The organism is Klebsiella sp. GL120222-02 (assembly GCF_003097195.1).
Taxonomy (GTDB): Bacteria; Pseudomonadota; Gammaproteobacteria; order Enterobacterales; family Enterobacteriaceae; genus Klebsiella; species Klebsiella variicola.
Map to the genome: position 1 here is coordinate 183,530 of NZ_QEQO01000001.1, position 22,881 is coordinate 206,410.

Annotated in this window: 18 protein-coding genes; 8 read left to right on the plus strand and 10 right to left on the minus strand. The window is 46.0% G+C overall.

The window, feature by feature from the left end:
• Window positions 1–10 precede the first annotated feature (10 nt).
• Window positions 11–1,924, minus strand: a complete 1,914-nt coding sequence (locus N438_RS00870) for a sulfatase-like hydrolase/transferase (RefSeq protein ID WP_089503841.1) — start codon at window positions 1,922–1,924, stop codon at window positions 11–13.
• A gap of 1,067 nt (window positions 1,925–2,991) precedes the next feature.
• Between N438_RS00870 and N438_RS00875 the strand changes: the two genes are divergently transcribed.
• From N438_RS00875 to N438_RS00895, 5 genes are all read left to right on the plus strand, one after another.
• Window positions 2,992–4,710 (plus strand): ABC transporter permease subunit, encoded by a 1,719-nt coding sequence (locus tag N438_RS00875; RefSeq protein WP_032735847.1) that lies wholly within the window; start codon window positions 2,992–2,994, stop codon window positions 4,708–4,710.
• Between the two features lie 29 nt (window positions 4,711–4,739).
• Window positions 4,740–5,522, plus strand: coding sequence for an ABC transporter ATP-binding protein (locus N438_RS00880; protein ID WP_023340323.1), 783 nt, complete (start codon window positions 4,740–4,742; stop codon window positions 5,520–5,522).
• 217 nt (window positions 5,523–5,739) lie between these two features.
• Window positions 5,740–6,621 (plus strand): glyoxalase III HchA, encoded by an 882-nt coding sequence (gene hchA, locus N438_RS00885; protein ID WP_023322807.1) that lies wholly within the window; start codon window positions 5,740–5,742, stop codon window positions 6,619–6,621.
• A gap of 472 nt (window positions 6,622–7,093) precedes the next feature.
• On the plus strand, window positions 7,094–7,318 hold the full coding sequence (locus N438_RS28650) for a LuxR C-terminal-related transcriptional regulator (RefSeq protein ID WP_224252400.1): 225 nt from the start codon (window positions 7,094–7,096) through the stop codon (window positions 7,316–7,318).
• Between the two features lie 597 nt (window positions 7,319–7,915).
• Window positions 7,916–8,269 carry a hypothetical protein gene (locus N438_RS00895; protein WP_023322806.1) on the plus strand — a complete coding sequence of 118 codons (354 nt, stop codon included), beginning with the start codon at window positions 7,916–7,918 and terminating at the stop codon, window positions 8,267–8,269.
• Window positions 8,270–8,317: 48 nt separating this feature from the next.
• Here the strand turns inward: N438_RS00895 and N438_RS00900 are convergent, their stop codons facing one another.
• From N438_RS00900 to N438_RS00930, 7 genes are all read right to left on the minus strand, one after another.
• On the minus strand, window positions 8,318–8,713 hold the full coding sequence (locus tag N438_RS00900; RefSeq protein ID WP_023322805.1) for a VOC family protein: 396 nt from the start codon (window positions 8,711–8,713) through the stop codon (window positions 8,318–8,320).
• A gap of 62 nt (window positions 8,714–8,775) precedes the next feature.
• On the minus strand, window positions 8,776–9,900 hold the full coding sequence (gene ompC, locus N438_RS00905) for a porin OmpC (RefSeq protein WP_116696021.1): 1,125 nt from the start codon (window positions 9,898–9,900) through the stop codon (window positions 8,776–8,778).
• A 362-nt stretch (window positions 9,901–10,262) separates the two neighbouring features.
• Complete coding sequence (locus tag N438_RS00910; RefSeq protein ID WP_032735846.1) at window positions 10,263–11,018, minus strand: ABC transporter ATP-binding protein; 756 nt, start codon at window positions 11,016–11,018, stop codon at window positions 10,263–10,265.
• Window positions 11,002–12,012, minus strand: coding sequence for an iron ABC transporter permease (locus tag N438_RS00915; RefSeq protein ID WP_023340318.1), 1,011 nt, complete (start codon window positions 12,010–12,012; stop codon window positions 11,002–11,004). Before N438_RS00915 ends, N438_RS00910 begins: the two co-directional genes overlap by 17 nt.
• Window positions 12,013–12,053: 41 nt before the next feature.
• Entirely contained in the window at window positions 12,054–13,130 is a 1,077-nt protein-coding gene (locus tag N438_RS00920) for an ABC transporter substrate-binding protein (protein WP_023322801.1), read from the minus strand.
• A 31-nt stretch (window positions 13,131–13,161) separates the two neighbouring features.
• Entirely contained in the window at window positions 13,162–13,566 is a 405-nt protein-coding gene (locus N438_RS00925) for a hypothetical protein (protein ID WP_032736176.1), read from the minus strand.
• A gap of 8 nt (window positions 13,567–13,574) precedes the next feature.
• A complete protein-coding gene (locus N438_RS00930; protein ID WP_046620180.1) occupies window positions 13,575–14,957 on the minus strand; it encodes an MFS transporter in 1,383 nt (460 codons plus the stop codon).
• Window positions 14,958–15,273: 316 nt separating this feature from the next.
• Here N438_RS00930 and amiA point away from each other — a divergent pair, with 316 nt between their 5' ends.
• The 3 genes from amiA (at window position 15,274) to N438_RS00950 (ending at window position 21,046) form a co-directional block, all read left to right on the plus strand.
• Window positions 15,274–16,110, plus strand: coding sequence for an N-acetylmuramoyl-L-alanine amidase AmiA (gene amiA / locus N438_RS00935; protein WP_176600875.1), 837 nt, complete (start codon window positions 15,274–15,276; stop codon window positions 16,108–16,110).
• A gap of 104 nt (window positions 16,111–16,214) precedes the next feature.
• Window positions 16,215–17,255, plus strand: a complete 1,041-nt coding sequence (locus tag N438_RS00940) for a porin (RefSeq protein WP_032735841.1) — start codon at window positions 16,215–16,217, stop codon at window positions 17,253–17,255.
• Between the two features lie 407 nt (window positions 17,256–17,662).
• On the plus strand, window positions 17,663–21,046 hold the full coding sequence (locus N438_RS00950; RefSeq protein WP_116696022.1) for a molybdopterin-dependent oxidoreductase: 3,384 nt from the start codon (window positions 17,663–17,665) through the stop codon (window positions 21,044–21,046).
• Between the two features lie 167 nt (window positions 21,047–21,213).
• On the opposite strand, the gene N438_RS00955 is transcribed toward N438_RS00950, so the two are convergent.
• Together N438_RS00955 and N438_RS00960 are read right to left on the minus strand one after the other, a co-directional pair.
• Entirely contained in the window at window positions 21,214–21,438 is a 225-nt protein-coding gene (locus tag N438_RS00955) for a hypothetical protein (protein WP_128205814.1), read from the minus strand.
• A gap of 25 nt (window positions 21,439–21,463) precedes the next feature.
• Window positions 21,464–22,663 carry an MFS transporter gene (locus N438_RS00960; protein WP_012541437.1) on the minus strand — a complete coding sequence of 400 codons (1,200 nt, stop codon included), beginning with the start codon at window positions 22,661–22,663 and terminating at the stop codon, window positions 21,464–21,466.
• Between the last annotated feature and the right edge of the window lie 218 nt (window positions 22,664–22,881).

Genomic DNA, 22,881 nt, shown 5'->3' on the forward strand with positions numbered 1-22,881 from the left:
TCAATTAAAATTAATCTCTTATTAAACGACGAACTCTTTCAGGATCGAGATCCCAGCGGATACCATGAAGGGGAGGGATCCAGCTTCCGTCGTCTTTTCCTGTGATTTCGTTTGAGAACAATGCATTCAATTTTTCGTTCATGCTCAAAATTAGGGATACGTTTTGGTGATTATTTGCCAGATTGTTCATTTCATGGGGATCCGTCTTCAAGTCATATAACTCAATATCATTAAGGCTAAAAAGTGCATCCGGGGTCTGAGGCGTATGGTGCTGCTGTAATGAAAAATAGCGTGTAAACTTATATCGTCCATCGAAGATCATCCGGACGCCACCTCTTTTTCTGAGGTCAGGGGACAGTACAGAAAAACGTTGTTGCTTTTCTTCTTTACTTAACGTTTCATTTCTAATGATTTTAAACATATTGCCAATATAGGTCGCATCAGAAAATAACAGCATGTCGTAGCAATATAAAATGCCTTTTCTTATAGCATCAATGGGAGATGATTCTGGATTAAATAAAAGTGTACTAAAGTCATATCCTTTACGGTTTTTCAGTGTAAGGCTTTTGGCTTTGTTTGCTTTGCCCGTCAAGCCAACCAGGGTGGGAGCGATATCTACATGGGAAGTGAGCGATGAACATTTTCTGCCACCAGGAAATGCAGGGTGACTGATTATCATTGGCACATGAACTTGCTCTTTATAGGTACAAGTACCTTTGCCGTTCATCTGGTGAGCGCCACATAACTCACCATGATCGGCGGTATAAACAATGATAGTATTTTTCGTTAAATTTAACGCATCTAGTTCATCGAGGATCCTGACCAAATGAGTATCGTTATCCCGAATGCAGTTAAAATAGTAATCCTGGAGAATTCGCCAGCGCCGATCCTGATCGGCAATATTTCCAACCATTAAACCATTACAGAGTTGATACTCAAGATGCGCTGGTGGTCTGCCATGCTCACTGAACGCCTGGTGTCTGGAGGGGGCGAGCGGAACCTCGGGCCATGAGTCCAGATAAATCGTATTTTGTGGTGCTTTATTTGGTGTTGAAGAGTTACTGTTGAGAATCAGAGCGCCGTGCCATTGGTTTGTATCGGTGTCACTGTCTGTATCTATGTACATCGTGTCGTGAGGGTTAACCAGGTTGACTGCCAGAAACCACGGCTTATTATTAGATTGCATTTCACTACCTTTATCTCTCAACCAGTTTATCGCTTCTGCAGCAGTGAGTTCATCGTATAAATAACCGCCATGGCTATGCCCAATAATGTCACCAATTCCGGTATAGTCGTGAAAACCATATCCTTCCATAATTTCATGTAGTTTGATCCTGGGTATCATGCCGAGATCAGTACTTCCATCAGTGTTTTTGGTTACTGGATCTTCCATTAAAGTACTTAGGTGCCATTTCCCTTTATAGGCAGGATAATAGCCCATGTCACTCATGATATTACCAATGGTGCCTAATTCAGGGTCAAGGCTATCCGGCATCCACGGGAAACCAGGATTATCGAACATTTTGGTTTCTGGCATATGTAAACCGGTATATAACACCGAGCGCGATGGCGTACAAACACTACTGCAAATATGATGGTTAGTGAATGTGGTGCCTGATGCCATTAAGCGCTCACGTCCAGGTACGGGGAACGGATATGGATCAAAATAACGCTCCTGATCTGATGTGATAAGTAGAATATTGTAGCCTTCGGGGATTTGATCAGGCAGCTTTCCACTAAAATGATAACGATAATTTTTGGATAATACCTCCTCTTGTTGGTGGGTGAGATTATCAGCTACGGGGGAGGGCGCTAAATTCTTTGCTAATGTTTCTGGTGCGGTGACTAAGGTTGCGGCCGTAATGGCTCCAGATCCTAACAAGAAGTTCCGGCGTGAAATCTTTATTTTATCCGTCATGTTAATTTCCTCTTTAAAATACCTTGATGGATAAAAGTATGATAGTTTCCGCGGGCAATAAAGCCTGATTATGTAAGATATTGTGCGATTATTTTCAACTTTACCTAACTTTTCTATCTCCTCGATATTCGATGAAATCATGTGTCATTACGTTTATCCCTGTAATTAAATTTAGCCGACAACCATTATTCAATGACAATGGAAATATATATATCAAAATGAACATGTCGTATTATTTGGATACATGGATTATTATTTTGTCATAGCTAAACAGTTCATAACCAGAAGTGATTCTTTTATTTACGAATGAGGATGCATAGTTATAATAGGACATCTTTAAAACAGGAGTCGGACATTGAGCAGTTACTCTACAATCAATAACAAGGCAAACTAGCGAAAAATTGCTGGCGCTGCTTGCCGGTCCCGATGGGAAGCAATCTTACCTGGAACATGAGATTGCGCTATAACATTAGCATTGAGGTAGTGCGGTGTGCTTATCAATAATATCCAGATACCGCTTAATTAATCCAGTATCTTCATGAGGAGACATGATATGACACTCAACATTTCTGATGAGCCTCCATCGAGAGGGCTAGCTACAGGCTGACTATCTGCATTGAAATTAGGTGGATGCAATGGAGGTAGTCATTACAGTTGCCTTAAAACTGTCGAGAATGACCTTTCATTTTATGCACTTAGATGAGGTGTAGCATGTTGCTCACAACCAAACGTTATATGTTTTTAATTGATGTTGATAGCACTATTCCTTTTTCAGCGTTGGCGAATGTCTGCCAACCACCGCGGAATTCATCACCTTTCTTCATTCATAAAACCTTCCCGGGCAGGAAAAGTCTCGTTAGTCGTATCTTGCATAAATTAGCAAAAAAAAGACAGCGTGCTGTTATAGATTATATAAATACGCTGCTGCCTTAATTCATAATACGCCACAGAGGATCGGATAAAACGGGGTACCTCTGTGGCTGTTTGGAGTTTTAAATTCCATCTTAAATTATTCATTTGCGTCCAGTGAATGGTATTTTCTGTGCGTGAATTGATGAGCGGAGACTCTTATTATGTATTCATTGACAGAACACAGAAGTAAGACAACTTCATGGCTTAATGATGTAGTCGTCTGTTTCATTTTTATGGCAAGTATTGCTTCATTTATCTACGGTTGGCAGGGGATGCATAGCGTATTCAATGGGCGTGATTTACCTGTGATTAGACTGGATTATCATGTTCTTCCTTATTATACGCTGCGCACCACTATGCGCCTGGTTATCGGGCTTTTTTACTCAATGCTATTTTCAATTGTCTTCGCGGTTCTGGCAGCAAAATATGCACCGATGAGAAGAGTTATTTTGCCCTTTGTCAACTTTATGGAGTCTGTACCGTTAGTAGGATTCCTGACTTTCACTACCGCCTTTTTCCTGGGACTTTACCCACATAGTGTTATGGGGCTTGAGGGTTTAGCGATATTTGCCGTGTTTACCGCGCAAGCCTGGAATATGATGTTGACGCTGTACCAGACGCTAAGAGTGGTGCCTAACGAACTGGTAGAAGCGGCGGATGCATTCCGCTATAACCCATGGCAGAAATTCTGGCGGCTGGGGTTTATCTACTCATTTCCCGGGTTACTGTGGAATACGATGGTATCGCAGTCTGCGGCTTGGTTTGCATTGATAGCTTCCGAGATGCTGACAGTAGGTAATGGGAGTACAAATTTACCTGGCGTTGGTTCTTATATCGGTATTGCGCTTCAGGATGGTAGTGTTCCTGGTGTTATTCGCGGGGTATTGGCGCTTATCGTTAATATCGTCATCTTTGACCAATTACTCTTTCGCCCGTTAGTCCGCTACGCTCATCAGTTTAAATATGAGGATGTGAGTGACAGAAAAGTACCCAGTTCATGGTTCTATCACTGTCTGAGTCATTCAATGATTGGACATGGGCTGGAGCACGTTTGTAAACAGTTCTCCCGGATCTGGTTGTTTGTATTACCAAAAATCTGGTATGGATTACGGCTTCATCGCGTGTTTGCTATTCTGGGCCAAATGAACTGGCTGTGGTCAAGCTTGTGGTATCTGGCAATCGTAGTTGGCTGCATTTACTACGGTCATCAGCTGTGGTTGTTTATTCCTAAGGAGTATCTGACTTCACTTCCGGGCTGGATGGGGTTAACTGCGGGGCGGGTCATTGCCGCCATGGTACTTAGCGTCATTATCTTTACGCCGCTTGGTGTCTGGATTGGTCTACGGCCCGGTCTGGTTCGTTTTTTCCAGCCAATTATTCAGGTTTTCGCTGCGGTTCCTGCCAACGTCTTTTATCCGTTGATTGCTTTTATGATTGTGGCGTGGCACCAGAATTTGGGGAGCTGGACCATCCCAATGATCATGCTCGGTACACAATGGTATGTTCTGTTTAACGTCATCGCTGGCACATCAATGATCCCCAGCCAGATGGTTGAGGCGAGTAAAATTTTTCATCTTCGCGGATGGCTGTGGTGGACTAAATTCACGCTTCCGGCCGTCTTCCCTTATATCGTCACAGGCGTTATTTCGGCAGCCGGGGGGGCATGGAATACTGCGATTGCTGCTGAGGTATTAAACTGGGGAAAAATTACCCTACAAACGTATGGTCTGGGCGCCTTTATCTCTATCGCCAGCGATGCCGGGCAAAATCCGCAGGAAGCATTAGGATGTCTGGCGATGTGCTTGATGGTGCTGCTGTGCATTATTTTCGTCTGGCAACCCCTGTATCGCTATGCAGAAAATCGTTTCAAATTCGATTAACAATTAAAAGTTCGCTATCAGGACATAATATGAAAAATTCAAACTTGGTATTGGAAGTTAAGAATGTCTCCAAATTTTATAAAAAAGACCGGAAGCAAAAAATCACGGTGTTGGAGCATATCAATCTTGAGGTCAAAGAGAATGAGATTGTTGCATTACTCGGGCGTTCCGGCTCAGGTAAATCGACGTTGTTGAGAATGGCTGCCGGTCTGGTCGAACCTGATTTGGGCACGATTGTGTGCTGCGATTTGCCTGTCAACGGTCCCGGCAAAAATACCAGCATGGTCTTTCAGTCATTTGCGTTATTCCCTTGGTTAAATGTTTTTGACAGTGTGGCATTTGGCCTTCAGGCGCAGGGGCTTTCGTCTGATGAAGTGGATAAAAGAACAATGGATATGCTGGATTTGATTGGCCTGACTGGCTATGAAAAAGCCTACCCGCGTGAGCTTTCAGGAGGGATGCGCCAGCGCGTCGGGTTTGCTCGTGCACTGGCAGTTGAGCCGGATCTTTTACTCATGGATGAACCATTCTCTGCGTTGGATATTTTCACTGGCAATAAGCTTCGCCAGGATCTGATTGAATTATGGGAAGAGCGGGTCATTAATACACGCTCGATGCTGCTGGTGACACACAGCGTTGAAGAAGCCGTGATGCTTTCGGACCGGGTATGTCTACTGGGGGGACTTCCCAGTACAATCACAGATACTTTTGACATTGATATCAAACGCAATCAGAGAACCAAGGAAAGTATTTCATCGCTGGTTGAGAAGATAAGCACCACGCTCAATGAGCGGATCGCCGCATGCGCATAATTTAGGGAGAGCGGATACGGCTCATGGATGAGCTAAGCACGACAAGCAGTATTGATATCTATTTCCATAGGTAACAATACTAAGTGTAATGTTAAACAATGAGTTAATGGTTGCCTTAAATAGCATTTCGCCGTATACCTGAGGGAAATCCCTTATTTACATGTAATCTGATCATTCTATAGTGACAAGGCTATATCATTAATCTCAGGAGAATATCATGACTGCAACTACCTCCAATGACAAACATCCGACAGCGGACCCGGCTGAATATGATGCTTTTTTCCCTTCACCGTACTCACTAAGCCAGTTTACATCAGCTCGATCAAATCTTAGCGACGCCAATTATCCTTCACCTTACACAGGGGGACGTTGGAAGATCCTGATGTTATGTACCGACGAGCGCTATTTGCAAATGGATAACGGGAGTTTCTTCTCCACGGGAAACCATCCGGTAGAAACGCTGTTGCCCATGTATCATCTCGATAAAGCAGGCTTTAGTTTCGATATTGCCACTCTATCCGGTAACCCGGTAAAGTTCGAGTATTGGGCCATGCCAACTGAGGATATTGAAGTTACGGGGCTGTTTTCTAAATACCATCAGCACTTTAAATCACCGCTGAAACTCGCAGATGTCCTCAGCACTGAACTGGGGGACAATTCGGATTATCTTGGCATATTTATTCCCGGTGGCCATGGCGCACTTATCGGACTTCCTGCTAGTATCGAAGTGAAAAATCTTCTCGAGTGGGCCATCGCCCACGATAAATTCATCATTTCGCTTTGTCATGGCCCAGCTGCATTTCTCTCAGTTGAACGTAGCGATCTGTTTGCTGGGTATAAGATTTGCGCTTTCCCGGATACACTGGATGCGCAGACACCTGAGATTGGGTATATGCCAGGCCACCTGACCTGGAAATTTGGCGAGCAGCTAAAAAGCATAGGTTTTGAGATAGTTAACACGGATATCAGCGGTGCTACATGTCAGGATAGGAAAATGCTGACCGGCGATAGCCCGCTGGCCGGTAACGCGTTAGGTCAACTTGCCGCGAAAGCTTTATTAAGCGAAGTCAGTAAAGAACTACGACATGCTGGAAAATAATGCAGTTCGTACGGCAATCACTATCGAAAATAGCAACAGCCTGCTGGAGATACAGGTTGCCGTATGCCAATTTGCGACATGATTAGGCTAGAGCCGCGATGTTTTTTATTCTGCTTCTGCATATCACGTGGCCATGATTGACAGAATTTTCTGGGTCGAAGGGGACTGGTTTAACAACGGTGGAACCGTCGATGAACAGACATATATGCGCCGTTGCCCGATGACCCAACATGTATTAGAAACTGATGAGCATTTTACTGGAGCAAGTTTTCAGAACAAACAGGCGAGTTGTATCGAGTTGTGCGTAAACCACAGGAAAGTGGCGTCCACGGTTTACAAACCCCGGTGATTGGCCTGCACGGGGCTGGAGGGGGCGGTAAGCTTTGGCGGTGAGAAGGTCGACAGCTCCTCAGAGGAGCAACCAGGGATCCCACTGGTTGCTGTTACGGTTTTCTATCGTTTGCGCAGAATGATGGGACTTGTTCGTGGGCACAATGGCGGAACGCTTTCGAGACATGAGCATGAGGTACTTGCATGGACTGCAACCGGTCGGAGACAGGCTGACATCGCAGCGATGCTGAGAATTTCCCGCCGTACGGTCGAAAACCATCTTCGATCAGCCTGGCAGCGATTAGGTCTTGCGGCGACTGCAGAAGCTATCAGAATGGCGATCACAAACGGAGACATCGAAGGGTAAAGGGGCTTGGGTGAAGAAGAGGTAGTGAAAATAGCCGCGACGAAGCCAGGTTTTAATCAAAAGCGATAGTGAATAGCAGTGGCTGTCAGACTCAACATAATAATGACCTTTTAACAGGGTAAACTGTTCAGACCTCTCATCTGCAGAGGTGATAAAATGGTAATGATTATTGTTATCATCTCTTTACGGTGTTACTATCGTAAAAACGAGAATGGAAAGAACGGGTTTTACGTAATAAATTGCTTAATAGACAAGGATTTTCGGTGTTGATAGTTTTAAGAAATGGATTTTTGGTTATTCCGCTGTTTGTGTTGACAGCTTGCAATTCTGGTAATGTCCGGACCTGTTGCTACGAAACCATGAGAAAGCGCAATGGTGTTTATCCATATAATAGTTTGGCATCCTCCTATGGTCTCAACAAAATCTGTCATATGAGTAAAGAGCAGAAAAAAGAATACTTAAGACAGCAATGTATACAACGACTTCAGGAAAGAGGACGCACAGGCAATAGTACTGATAGCGTCGCTCGCTTCGGTTGGTAAATAACAATATTAATCCTGTGTGATTATTCTATCGTCTTCTGGTAGGCAAGCGGATATGCATAATACTACAAAATATACACTCACTATTTTCATCCCCTTTATTTTGGTTGCTATTGCAGTTAACGCAATGGCCGAACTTCCTGCCGGTCGCTATGGTTATAGCGGCCCGGAGCCAGCGAGTACAGTATCTTCATCTGCTGCTGAATACAAAGAGAAGCAGCTTAAGTGGCATGATGAAAAGGCCAACTATCCTGAGTTCACGCAAAAGAAATCGATGTTCGGCGGGGGTTATCAGGAAGAAACCTATACGACGAAAAGTGGGAAAATAAGTATTAGCGGTACCACGAAGTTCAACCCCTACACCGGTGAGAAAGAAGAAGAGTCGGTCAGCCTTGGCTACGACTGGTAGAAGTTTGGATCAGGCATGGAGAATATCCATGCCTGGGAATGACTACTGTCAGGTTTTTTGCAGTAAGTCCCAACGAGTACCGTATAGATCTTCAAAGACCACTACGGTACCATATTCTTCTTCTCTCGGCTCTTCACTGAAATGTACGCCAGCAGCCTTCATTGAGTTGTAATCCCGCCAAAAATCATCGGTTTGTAGAAACAGAAAAACACGCCCACCACACTGATTGCCAATAAAGGCCTGCTGCGTTTCATTAGATGCTTTTGATAATAACAAATGACAATCGCTTTCTGGGTTTGGTGAAATGACAACCCAGCGCTTGCCCGGTTGAGGTGTATCCTCTATAAGCATGAACCCAAGTTTTTCTGTGTAATACTCGATAGCCTCATCGTAGTCATCAACCACAATAGAGACATATGCAAGACATTTTTTCTGCGTTCTCATTTTTTATCCTTTTTCGAACCCCTATAATAACCTATAAGAGGTTGAACTGGGTGATAAGAGTGTCAAAACTGGTATGCTAATCCGACGGCAACAATGTTATCTGTTGATATTCCGGCGCGTTGTGTAAAGTCGTTGTCCTTAAGAAGGTTTATTTTATAGTCAACATAAGTCGAGATATTTTTATTGATGTTATATGTCGTACCAACATCTATATACTTCAATAAATCCTGATCCCCGAAACCTTCAATATCTTTCCCTTTAGATTGTAAGTACGCGATGGAGGGTTGCAGGCCCGAGTCAAACTGATACTGAGCAACCATTTCCAGGTTCTGCGCTTTGTTAGCAAAACCGCTAATGGAATCCTGTCCGCCATTCCCCCTCAGCTGAGTGGCATTATAGGTTTGCGTGAACTGTGTAGCAAGATAGACTCTGTTCGCATTGTACTTCAGCCCGCCCGTATAAGTTTCAGCGTCATCGCCGCGTCCAACAGCTAGCTTGTTCTGAGCATCAGTACGTCTGGAATGAGAGTAGGCGACACCTGCGCTAAAACCATCTCCGATATCATAGGTGACGGAAGTACCGAATCCGTTACCGTTCTGACTGAGTGCGCCCCGACCATTATTGGTAGCATCTTCGCCGCTAGTGCTACCATTTTTTCCCTGATATTGCAGAGCAAAATTAAGACCATCGATCAGCCCAAAGAAATCACTATTCCGGTATGTAGCTAGTCCATTCGCATGGGATTGCATGAAATTATCGGAATCATAGGTTCCGTTACTACCGTCACTGCCGAACTCGGGAAGGACGTCAGTCCAGGAGGTTATATCGTAGACCACGCCAATATTCCGTCCATAGTCAAACGATCCGGCGTCACCAAAGTTCAGGCCGGCGAAAGCCAGACGAGTCCATGATTGATTGCTGGCACTCTCGGTGTTGTTTGCCTGAATGTTGTATTCCCACTGGCCGTAACCCGTGATTTGATTATTGATCTGCGTTTCGCCCTTAAAGCCACTACGAACGTATGATTGATCGCCATCAGCATTTTTATCTTTAGAGACGTAGTGTAAGCCGGCAATTTTACCGTAAATATCTAATTTATTTCCGTCTTTGTTATAGATTTCCGCTGCATTTACAGCACCCGGTATTAACATAACCGGCATCAGATAAAAAAGAATTTTATGTTTCATAATTTAACCTCAATGTTATTGTTTGTGGCATATTATCAAGAGATAATAAAGTGGTGGTTAAATAATTTATTAGATAACCTCGGCTAAGGAATCGGGCCGGTCGTTAGAACGCCAGGTAGTGTAATAAATTTAAATTCCATGGCTCCTTGAAATAATTACGCAAGTTAATAATATTATTGGTTACTATTGTTTATTACAAAGGCGATCTTTTTGAAGCCAATTTAAAACTACCCTTGATTGAAATGGTTTCAGTTGCGTTTGAATTTGTGTGGATGTAAAAATATAAAACATAGTTAAACAACATTCCTGAAAATGATAACGAGGTAATAGAACGGTTATTCTTAATGTTCACTATCTGTCATTTATAATGCAATCACAAATGACTCCTCTTGCACACCTCTATGCTCAAAATAGCACCGTTTTACGGGGACATTGAAATATTCACCAAGACGCTCCTCCTGGAGAACCACCTCTTTATTACCAAAAAAATACTCCTTTCTCTTCATCAACAAACATTTGTCCGCAATACTGTTTGCATGATTTATAAAATGCGTGTTAAGAATGATAGTGACATTCTTCTCTCGCGATAGTTGTTGCAATAACTTAATAATACGTGCCTGGTTATTGAAATCCAGATTGGATTCAGGCTCATCAAGTACCACGATGTCTGGTTCAGAAACCAGTGCTCTGGCGATATAGCACATTTGCAGTTCACCGCCGCTAATCTGGTTAATGTTTTTAGACTCAAGATATGAAACACCAAGATCGGCCAACATCTGTGCAGATTGTTCAAGGTCCTTGCTTCCGGGAGAGGGCAATATACCACCGCATAACGGACGTCCAAATGAAACAAAATCAAGTACACTATAGGAAAATTGAATGTGCCTTGCCTGCGGTACATGTGCCAGACGGGCCTTTCTACCGTCTATTCCTCCGATATGGCATGTGCCGCTTAAGGGTTGGTACAGTCCCGTTATCGTTTTAAGCAACGTGGTTTTTCCCACACCGTTCGGGCCCAGAATGCACAGTATTTCCCCCTCCGGCAAAGAGAAACTGATGTTTTCAAATGTAGGGCTACGTCCTTTGAATGCAAACGTGAGATTATTTACTTCGATCATAGCGATTACTCATAATGAAGAGTACGGCAAATAGAGGAGCACCAATTAGCGCAGTCAGAATGCCAATTGGGATTTCTGCGTAGGTCACTGTTCTGGCCAGGTTGTCGATGACCAGTAAAAACAGAGCTCCACATAATGCAGATGCAGGGATAAGCTTTCCATGGTTATAGCCGACAAGCGTCCGGACCAGATGCGGGATCACCAGACCGACCCAGCCAACCACACCGGCAATCGTGACGGATGCGGCGACCAGAATTGAGGCGGTGATTAACAATGTGGCCTTTAGCGATTGCGGTTTCATTCCGGCAATTCTGGCATCGTCATCGCCGAGTGATAAAACATTCATTTTCCATCTGAGCCTGTAGATTATCAGGTAGCAAATCACAAACAGAGGTATTAATTCATATACTTGCCCTTTAACCAGCGAAGCAAAACTCCCCATTAACCAGAATACGATGGCTGGTAATTGATCCTGTGGATCGGCCACGTATTTAATAATTGAAACAAAAGACATGAATACAGAAGCAACAATAATACCTGATAGAATAGTGGTTAGTTCGCTGTGATTTTTTTTGAGATGGCAAAGGCCCATAACGCAAAACAGGCTAACAACGCCAAACATGAACGAAGAAAACGCGCTTAACTGCAAGGGGAGGCCGAGCAAAATTCCTAAAGCAGCACCGAACGCCGCCGCCGAAGATGTGCCAAGTACATCCGGACTCGCCAGCGCATTGCGTAGTACAGCCTGATAGGTACATCCCGCTACCGATAGCCCGGCTCCAACCATCATGACAGCAATTATTCTTGGCAACCGGAGATTGGAAATAACAGCAAGTCCGGTACTCAGACCGTACTTGCCATCATAGTGTACTAATTCTCTTAGCATATCACTAAAAGATAACGTATAGCGTCCGATGAAAAGTGAAGAAATTGATATAATAATGAGTAATACCAACAACACTGTCATTACCAATAAGTATTTTTTGTTCTGCATGCATCGTCATCCCGAAATATTTGTTTTATTGAACACAACATTTAATGTTGGCTGAGCTCATCATCAAGTAATGCATCAGGGATCGCATAGTTAAACATCTTTTTATAATGCAAACGTGTAAATTCCTTCATTTTCTCGTCACTAATGTAATTGGGGTTGAATTTATTAATCATATATAAAGGTAATAAAGCAGTTTCGGCTGTCAACCCGCCCCAGTTGTGTATCCCCACCGGTGTGGAAAAGATCATTTTATTCTTGAACGCCTTCACATTACGCCAGTCCTGACCGGGGTTTTTATTGTCAAGAATGTCTTTAGCGCTACCAAATACAACGAAGATAATATCAGGATTCCATTCAATGATTTGCTCCATCGAAACAGCGATATATCTCCCGGCATCACCTTTCACAACCAGGTTACTGGCAACATTGTCCATTCCTGCCATTTTGAGATAAGTATCACCATAGGTTTTTGGCCCACTTACCTTAAGTTGCTTGCCATCACTTTGTTCAAGATAAAGTGCACGAATATGCTGTCCTTTAATCTTATTTACATAAGGCTGCGCTATAGCGAGCGTTGCCTTCCAGGCATCGGCAAATTTGTGGCTTGGCGGAAGCCCCAAAGTCTGATTATACATATTCTCCCAGTAGACCTGTGTTTCAACAGGTTCGAATTTTGTATCACCACCTTCATCAAGATTAACTGTAGGGACACCAGCTCGCTCAAGATTATCATCCTGACTTTTACCATAATAATAAATGATATCTGGCTTCAGATTCAGTAAAGATTCCATATTAACCACATAGTCTTTATTAATAAAGTTTGTTGTGATACGAGCGATATCCGGCTTCATATCTTTAAGGATTTTCATATTAGAGTGCAAAAATGCCCATGGACCTACGCCCACAACATGCTTATAAGCCAGGTTATTTGCCATGATGACGCCAAAAGGACAGTTACCGGTAATGACAATACGGTTAAATTTCAACGCAGGTGCCTTCGCGACGTTCTCTGCACGTGTTCCTGTTTGATCCTGCAATGTACTCTTAGCATAACCCGCTACAGGGAAAATAAGCATGATGGATAAAAATGATACAAATAGAACTCTATTGTTTCCCATATTTAATGCCTCGGTAGATTAAAATTTCCGTTTATGAGGTTAGAGCGGCCGCAGTACCTATACCAATGATGGTGACACCGGCTAAAAATAAAACTACCGTTGTCGCTGCCACTCCACCCCCGACTAATGCAGCAGTTTTACCTGTTGAAATTTCCTTCCGTTCCAGAAATGCTAATTCTGAAAAAGGGAGAACTTTTCCGTTTACGCCCGTTATGCGGGTTGGTTCAATTTTCGCTACGGTCAGTTCGCCATGCTCTCCGTTCAGTAAACCATATTTAAGCTGATCGCCGACATATATCGCAGGGTGAACTTCATAGTAATTTGTTTCCGGCGCAATGCTTTTCTTTTGTAGACTGACTGGATTATAGGTTGAACAGCCAGAGAGTACCGAAAAAATCATGAGTAACAACACTGTCATAATTGATTTGATTTTCAAAGGGAACCTCATACAATTTTTTTATTGAAATTTTGAGTTTGATTTTCAGATTTATAACGAAAGTAACTGACAGTCAGAGACAGTAACGAGAATAATGCCCCAGCGAACAAACTAATCGAAGTACCGTGGCTCGCATAAATATTGATGAATATGGCTACCAATGCCGAACCAATGATTTGCCCTACCAGACGCGAACTGCCTAACAGCCCACTGGCAATACTGCTATTCTCATGGGAAACTGAAGTCATAATGAGATAATTATTAGGAGCCTGAAACAGACCAAAACCAAAACCGCAAATTGCTACTCGCCAAAGGATCTGTAAATTTGTAGGTGCCGCAGGCAGCCATGTCATTAGTAGTGTTCCTGCCAGCAATAATGATAACCCTGAGAGCGCCACCAGGTTGGGATCATGTTTTTTTATAAGATCACCCGATATCAGTGACGTCAACATCGTTGCCAGTGGCCATGCTGTTAAGAGCATACCTATTTCAATCACGCTGCGGTGTAACACATTGTGGAAATAGAAAGGCAAAGAGACAAATGCCAGCAGTTGCGTGCTGTATGACAGCATTGACATCAACAATGACAAGGAAAAGGTTTTACTGCGGAACATAGCCACCGGAATCAAAGCCGAATCCTGTTTTTTTCGCTGATCCCTATACAGAATGAATGCCAGAATGATAAGTATTATCGCACTCAAGACAACTTCAATCAGATTATTTTTGGTTAAGCCTAACATCATCGTCGAGAACGAAATAAACGTCAGGAAGACCAGAACACCTCCTGCTTTATCAAACCGAGCTTCCATTCGTTGCCTGGGTTTCAGTGATACTATGCACAGTACAAGGGCAATACAGGCAATGGGTACGTTAATTGTAAATAACCAATTCCAGTTCGCGATGGACAGGATTGCAGAGGCTATTGAAGGCCCGGCAGCTGCGGAAACGGATACGACCATGACATTTATCCCCAATCCGCGGCCTAATAGCCTGGCCGGATAGATATCTTTTATCAGTGCCGCGTTTACGCTCAAAATTGCAGCTGCGCCAAAACCCTGAACGACACGAAAAACAGTCAACATATTCAGCGTCTCAGAGAGAGCACAGCCCAGCGATGAGAAAGCAAAAAGGATGGTCCCCATAATGAAAATGCGCTTGTTACCCACTTTTCTCCCCAGAGCTGCAAATACCAGCAGAGAGGCGATCACTGCAAACTGATAAGCATTAATGATCAAGATGGACGACGATTCGGAAACGGCAAAATCTTTAGCAATAACCGGTAATGCAACATTAGCTATCGTACTATCCAACATTGCTATAACAGTACTGAGTGAAACTGCTAACACGGCACCAATATTTAGTTTTTCTTCTTTAATGAGTTCGGTAGACATAATTCCTCCCCAGGAAGCGTCATTGAATAATGGGGTCATCATGACCTGCTGAGCGGGTTTATAATGATTTATTATGTTATAACATAACTTTATTAAATGAGAATGATTATCTTTTGAAAGGGTGTGTATCAGGATGTTTCCGCAAGCAGCATATTGTTTTCTGAGGTTTTATTGCAGCTTTTGTCTGCCTGTCGCTCACTGGAGTACAGGAAACACAAAGTAACCTACTGCAACAGTATATAACATACAAAACCTCGATTTAGAGCTTAATGTTACGTTATAACATAACTTAAATTTACAGTATGAGGTTATTACATTGGATTACGAAATTACCCGGCGGAAACTACTTCTTGCGAGCTTAGCCACCCTCGCAGCAAATACGCTCATTAGCCCGTTTACTTATGCACAATCTCGCTCATCAATTATTAGTCCTCATTCGGGAGCCCTAACACATGGCCGTGGCAAATATACGGTAATGATCGATCCTGGGCACGGCGGTATTGATTCTGGTGCCGTGGGTCATCAGGGGGCACTGGAAAAACATGTTGTGCTGGAAATAGCCAATAATGTCAAAAATCTGTTAAAAGGATACGGTATTGAGGGGGTGCTGACCCGATCAGACGATACGTTCATTCCGCTTTATGAGCGTGTACAGATTGCTCATGCGCATAACGCCTCGCTGTTTATGTCCATCCATGCCGATGGGTTCACTAGCCCAGCGGCTCACGGCGCCTCTGTATTTGCTCTTTCAACTCGGGGCGCTAGTAGTGCAATGGCCAAATACTTGTCTAAAAGTGAGAACGCTGCAGATGATGTTGCCGGTAAGAGCGTCATCCATAAAGATAGATATCTGGACAAGATAATTTTCGATCTTGAACAGACAGAGACAATTAAAGAGAGCCTGCTGCTGGGCTCACATATTGTTCGTCACATCTCACCTGTTCACCATATGCATTCAAACCAGACAGAACAAGCTGCTTTTGTTGTTCTTAAATCTCCTTACATTCCTTCTGTCCTGGTAGAGACATCATTTATTACTAACCCGGAAGAGGAGAGATTATTGGGCACTACTGCATTTCGCCACAAAATTGCTTCCGCCATTACTAACGGCGTTGTTAGCTACTTTAGTCATAAACAAACAGTTTCAGCATAACAATATCCTCACATTTTACTGGAAGGAAGCACTGAGCATATGTCCCGGTAAATTTTTCTCCCTACAACTATTCAGATGCCGAGGCATCTTTTGGGGCATTTATCATGACATTGCAATTTTCACGCTACTGTCTTGTCGCGTTGTCACTACTTTTCTCACCAGGTGTACTGGCGGTTAACCTTATGAACCAGGATGGAAAAAAACTCGATTTTTACGGCACAATTATCGCCAGACGTTTTACCAGCAATACTGTAAAAGACGATGGTGATCGGAGCTATCTCTACTTTGGGTTAACCGGAAAAAAAGATCTCGCCAGACGCTGGCAAGCTTACGCCCAATGGGAATATACGGTGAGTGCATCAGATGCCAGCAGAAACGCCACTCGACTGGCATTTATAGGTATTGATAATCCCGACTGGGGAAGTCTGGATATTGGCCGCAATTGGGGCGTATTGTACGATGTGACTTCGTTGACTGATCGCTCACCTTTCTTTCGGGAGATGTCCTATAACTACATCGACAACTTTATGCGTGGCCGTGCTCTTAATCTGATGACATGGCGTAAAGAAATAACACTTTTCCAGCATCCATTAAAGATGGCGTTGCAGTATCAGTTTAAGGGTAATAATGACTATCGAACTATAAAGCAGCAAAATGGCAATGGTTATGGCGCTTCTCTGATCTGGTACTTCACACCAGAATTAAGTGCGCTATTTTCAGCTTCCTCTTCCGCAACGACCTTTTACCAGCAACAGAATGCAGGTTATCAGAAGAACATCCGCACCTTCGCGGAAGGGCTAAACTACAACAGCAGAAAACTGTATCTGGCAACAGTGATGACTCAAAGTAACAACGCCATCAATCCTCAGGTTCGGGATAACAATACATCATCCATAAGTTATGAAGCACTGGCAAAATATATGTTGACCAACAAATTCCAGCCGGATATCAGTTATACCCGACTGACTCAAACAGTTGCTGGCAGACGAACTCAAATTCTCGATTATGAAGAGCTAGGGTTCAGCTACTATTTTAATAAGAATATGCAGGTTTTCGTCGATTATAAATTTAACAATGCGCGAGACAGGGCGGCGGGGGTGGATTGCGCGGACAAGCTGGATACCGGGATTAGCTATCATTGGTAGAGATGACTTCTATTCTGGACCTTATTAAGAGTGAATGTCTTATTTGTCGGTAAATCTCCTCCGACAGAGTTGGAGAATACAAGGACTATGTGCCCGGGAAAGATAGCGATGGTAAGGAGAAGAGAATAACTGCGTAGTAAGCAATAAAAATGGATTGATAACAAGAGAAAGAACTACAGAAAATACATGAAGCTGGACGGCGCTTTCTCTCCGGTCGTGGGGGCATTAATTCATCTGTTCAGTGTAACTTCTGATAACGACTTTTTTTTGCTCATTATGGGCACGTTATTTATTCATTTATTAATTAACTTTAACTTCCGGAGAAACAGCTCTACCTTGCCAGAGAACGATTTCAAATGTCTGTACCTGGCTACCCGGCTGTTGACTCAAATACAAAGGTAATTGGCATGTCTGAACATTTTGTCCCAGGGTATTGTGCGCTCTGTCGTTCGCGTTGTGGAACCTTAAATGAAATCATTGACGGACGGCTGGTATCTGTTTGCCCTGATGAAGATCACCCTACTGGAGGCGCGGTTTGTCTGAAAGGTAAAGCGGCCCCGGAACTGATTTATAGCGAAGCCCGGGTTCTATGGCCATTGCGCCGGACGCGGGAGAAAGGGGCTGCGGATCCCGGCTGGAAACGTATTTCCTGGGATAAGGCTCTGACAGAGATTGCTGAAAAGCTAACGCAGTTTAAAACGGAAAGTGGTGCAGAATCGGTAGCGTTTGGGGTAACCACGCCTAGTGGGACCCCAATTATCGACAGTGTGGAGTGGATTGAACGTTTTGTGCGCCACTACGGCAGCCCTAATACCTGCTACAGCACTGAAGTATGTAACTGGCATAAAGATACCGCCCACACTTTCACTTTTGGCTGCATAACGCCGGCTGCCGATTACAGTAATGCGGAACTGATTATGTTGTGGGGTAACAATCCGGCCGCCACATGGCTGGCACAGGCCAGCGCCATTGGTGAAGGGCGTAAGAAAGGTGCCAGAATGCTGGTTATTGACCCTCGGCACACAGAATTTGCTCGCGACGCTGATGTCTGGCTTAACATCAACCCAGGTACTGACGCAGTGCTTGCCATGGGGTTTATACGTCAGTTGCTGGAAGAGGGGTATAACGAGGCGTTTGTCAGGACCTGGACCGATGCACCTCTGCTGGTTAATGAAGACTCGGGACGGCTGCTACGTGAGCGGGACATTACTTCAGATGCTGTAACCAACCATTATTTACTTTGGGACAGCGTGGATAACATAGCGCGTTGTTGTACAGATGCAGTGGCGGGTGATGAGGTTTTTTATCAGCGAGCCTCGTTGGTAGGGCGCTATTCGCTGCCTCTTGCTAACGGTGAAACGGCGGTATGTACCCCGGCACTGGAGGTTTTGCGTCAGGCGGTTGCCGGATACACCCTTGAACATGTGGCGACAGTGACCGGTGTTTCTATAAAAAAACAACAGGCTGCCATGGCGTTAATTCGGCGTTCATCACGCATTGCGTACCATGCCTGGGTAGGGATTGCTCAGAGCCAGAACGCCACGCAAACAGAGCGAGCTATTGCCATCCTGTACGCACTGACCGGGGCGTTCGATACCCGCGGCAGCAACCGAATTTATGCGAAACCTCCGTTCAATGCCGTTAATCCGTTATCGTTATTGCCTGAATCACAGCGACAAAAAGCGCTTGGACTCAGCGAACGTCCACTGGGTCCGCCGGCAAGTGGTTATGTCACGACAGCCGATTTACATCGTGCCATCCTGGAACATAAACCTTACAAAGTAAGGGGGCTGGTCTGCTTTGGTTCAAATATGCTGTCTACCCATGGTAATGTGGATACCGCTATCGCCGCACTGAAGCAGCTTGAGTTTCATGTTCACTGTGACCATTTTATTACCCCTACATCAAGCTTCGCCGATATCCTGTTGCCCGCCAGCACTCTCTGGGAGCACGAAGCGCTGAAAATCGGTTTTGAAATCTCAGAACGTGCCGATGCTCATATTCAGCTACGTCCGCAACTGGTAACGCCTCGAGGGGGTTCCCTGGCCGATTACGAGATAGTGTTTCGTCTGGCGTGTAAAATGGGAATGGGGGACGATTTCTTTTGCGGCGATACGGATGCGGGATTTAATCATATCCTTAAGCCCTCCGGCCTCACATTGGAAATGCTCCGTGCACATCCCGGCGGGATCACCACGCATATCGTCAATCATGAGAAAAAATATGCCCTGCGTGATGGTCCGGACAATAAACCACGCGGCTTTGCCACCGAGACCGGTAAGGTAGAAATTTACAGCGAGCGCTTGCTGCGGCACGGGTATTCGCCGGTACCGCAGTATATTGAGGAATCACCAAATCAGGATGCCTTCCCGCTGCGCCTGACTACCATGAAGAACGCTCTATTTTGTCACAGCCAGCATCGTAGCCTGGTCAGCCTGCGTCGAAAATCACCGGATCCAACGGCCATTGTCAGCAGGGCAGTAGCTGACAATGCAGATATCGATAATAGAGACTGGATTGAAATCATTACCCCTGCTGGTCGGGGTCGTTTCAGAGCCAAAATTGACAACGCCATTCATGACGACGTGGTGATCGCTGAATATGGTTGGTGGCAAGGGTGTCCTGATTTGAATAAACCTGAGCTTCCGATAAAAGGTGAAGAAAGCAGCAATTATAATCTGCTGATTAACTATATGGCTGTGGACAGGATAAGTGGCTCCGTTCCCCTCAGAGCAATGCGTTGCTCGGTACGTAAGGTGGCTGATGCACTGGCCTGGAAAGGGGAGCGCCGGTTTATAGTCAGCGATATCGTTCAGGAAACGCCGGATGTACGCAGCGTCAGTTTTATCCCGGTGGACGGGGCGCAATTGCCGGACTGGCAGGCTGGTCAGGCAGTTATCCTGCGGGTCTTTCCGAAGGGCAAACCCGAGAGCATGTGCCGTGCATACACCCTAAGTAACGCGCCTGGGCGCAAAGCATGTTTTACCGTCTCAGTGAAGCACCAGCAACAGGGAGAGATGTCGTCTTTTATTCATCAAAATCTGCAGGTTGGTGATGAAGTCGCTTTGACAGCCCCTGATGGCAGTTTTGTGATCCCAACCAACAGCGTTGCTCCGGTAGTAATGATCGCCGGAGGGATAGGTATCACACCGTTCATCAGTTATCTAAGCTCGCTGGACATGACTCACGAAGGACCAGAGCTGTGGTTATACTATGGTAACCGCAACAGCCAGAGCCACGCTTTCCGGAAACAACTTGAGATATTGTCACAACGACTTCCGAGGCTTAACATCGTTAATGTCTACGATAATCCGAGACCTGGTGACGAACAGGGGAAGAGTTATCAGCATACTGGAATGATCACCGCTGCGCTTATTGATGAAAAATTGGTTAGCAATCGTGCGCGTTTTTATCTCTGCGGCCCGGGTCCGATGGTCTCAGCGCTTGAGGGGGGGCTACGGGAGCGGGGCGTATTTGCCTTTGATATCTTTAAAGAAATGTTTGCCCCTCCTGTGCCACGTATTACCTCGCTTAAAGACAGCTACAAGGTAGTTTTTGCACGTTCAGGAGTGACGGTGCTGTGGACGCCGGCAGCAGGGACATTGCTGGAGCTGGGGGAAAAACACCAGATCCCTATGGCCGGTGGGTGCCGGGCCGGACAGTGCGAATGCTGCGCTGTGAGAGTGATAGAAGGCGCTATTGGTTCATTCACCGAACAAACAGTTTCCGACGACGGCCTGTGCCTTGCCTGCCAGTCTGTACCGGCGAGTGATATTGTTATCGATGCATGAGGTATTTTAGTGTGCAGTGGCTCTGCACACCGCCCCAACAGCAGTAAACGATTGATATACCATGCTAGAGTTGCGACGGTAAAGCAGGAAGTGACCGACCTGACATAATTTGCAAGGTACCGTTGACTACTCCATACGTGGACGACGTTGAGAAGGTCAGAAAAATCTTACCTCTTGTCTAAGAGGTAAGTGAGGGTATCAAAAACGGCTGTACTCAAAGGCTCGTTGGGGATCTTTTTACTGACAAGCTTGTTACCGTATTCACGGCGAATTCCGCTCTCTTTCGCAGACTCTGGCAACCCCGTCGGCATACTGCGGTCGGTGACCAGAGCACCTTCTCCCAGGCGCAGGGTGAGGGCATGCAGCTCTACAGCATGTTCGATTGACACCATCGTTCCATCGCACCCACCCTCAAAACTACCGTGCGGACTCCGTCGCCTCATCCATCTCCTCTTCCTGCTCACTGGCAAGCAGGGTTTTCTCGTTTTTGCACAGACACTGGATCAGCAGGAACAGCACGCCGCTGGCCACCAGGGTGACGATCAGGCCATCGTAACCGGTGATGCCGATCAGCATGCCGCTGACTACCGGCCCGGCGACGCTGCCGGCGGACCAGAAAAAGCCGAACAGGGCGTTAATCATAATCAGCTTCTGCCCATTGAAGGTTTTCCCCGCCCGCACCAGCGACAGGGTATAAAGCGCGCCCGCGGCGGCGCCCAGCAGCAGGCAAATGGCCATCAGCTGAATGCGCGAGCCGAGCATCAGCGGCAGGGCCAGCAGCGACAGGCTGAAGACTACCGCGCAGGACAGATGCACGCGGCGAATGCCGACCCGGTCAGCCAGCCAGCCGAGCGGGGTCTGGAACATCGCATCCCCGGTGAGCACCACGGTGACCAGCAGCACCGCCATCCCTTCATTCAGCCCTTTGTCCATGCCGTACAGCGGCAGCAGGGCAAGGATGCTGGCGTCAAAGAAGGCGAAGCAGAAGACCCCGGAGGCAAGTACCGGCAGGAAAGCGCCGAGGCTGCGCCAGCTGGCGCGCTCCCCAAGGCTTTCGCGGGTGCCAGTGGGCAGATGGCGCAGCATCAGCAGGCAGACGGCGGTGACCGCGACGATCGCCATCAGCGCCGAGGCCTGCCAGGCGGGGCCGACGGAGATCAGTAACGGCCCGGCCAGCTGGCAGCCGGTAAAGGCCGAGGCGTAGATGCCGGTGAGGGTGGCGCGCTGGCTGCCCGCCGCGCCGCCGGTGATCCAGCTTTCGCCCAGCACGATAATGACCCCGGAGGCCAGGCCGGTCAGCAGGCGCGGCAGCAAAAGCAGCGTCATATCGGTGGTCATGCATGAGGCGATGGTCGCCAGCGCCAGCAGGATCAGACTGCCGCTCAGCAGCACGCCCATTTCAACGCGCCGGCACAGCGCAGGAGAGAGGAAAGAGGAGATCATCATGCCGGCGGGCGGCAGGGCGGCCAGCAGGCCGACGTACAGCGGCGCGATCTGCTGCTGCGCCAGCTCAAGACTGATTAACGGCACCGTATAGCCGGTGATAAATCCCACGAGCGACGCGGCCATGATCATCGCCAGCGTGGGGGCAAGACGATTCTGGTCTGGGTTAAACATTTTATTTCCGATGAAGGAGAGGTCAGTAGTGGATCCTTCGGCAAATTGCCGTCCTGAGTTGCATAATAATTAATCGCCTGACCGTTGTCACCGTTGAAATCACTACCAAAAAAGGACCGCCGGGCGGCGACAGGGCTGTACGCCGCGCCGCCGCCGCATTTCGTGACGTTGTCAGCGTGTTAACGACAGGATATAACGGAGGGAGCGGCAGCGACCCG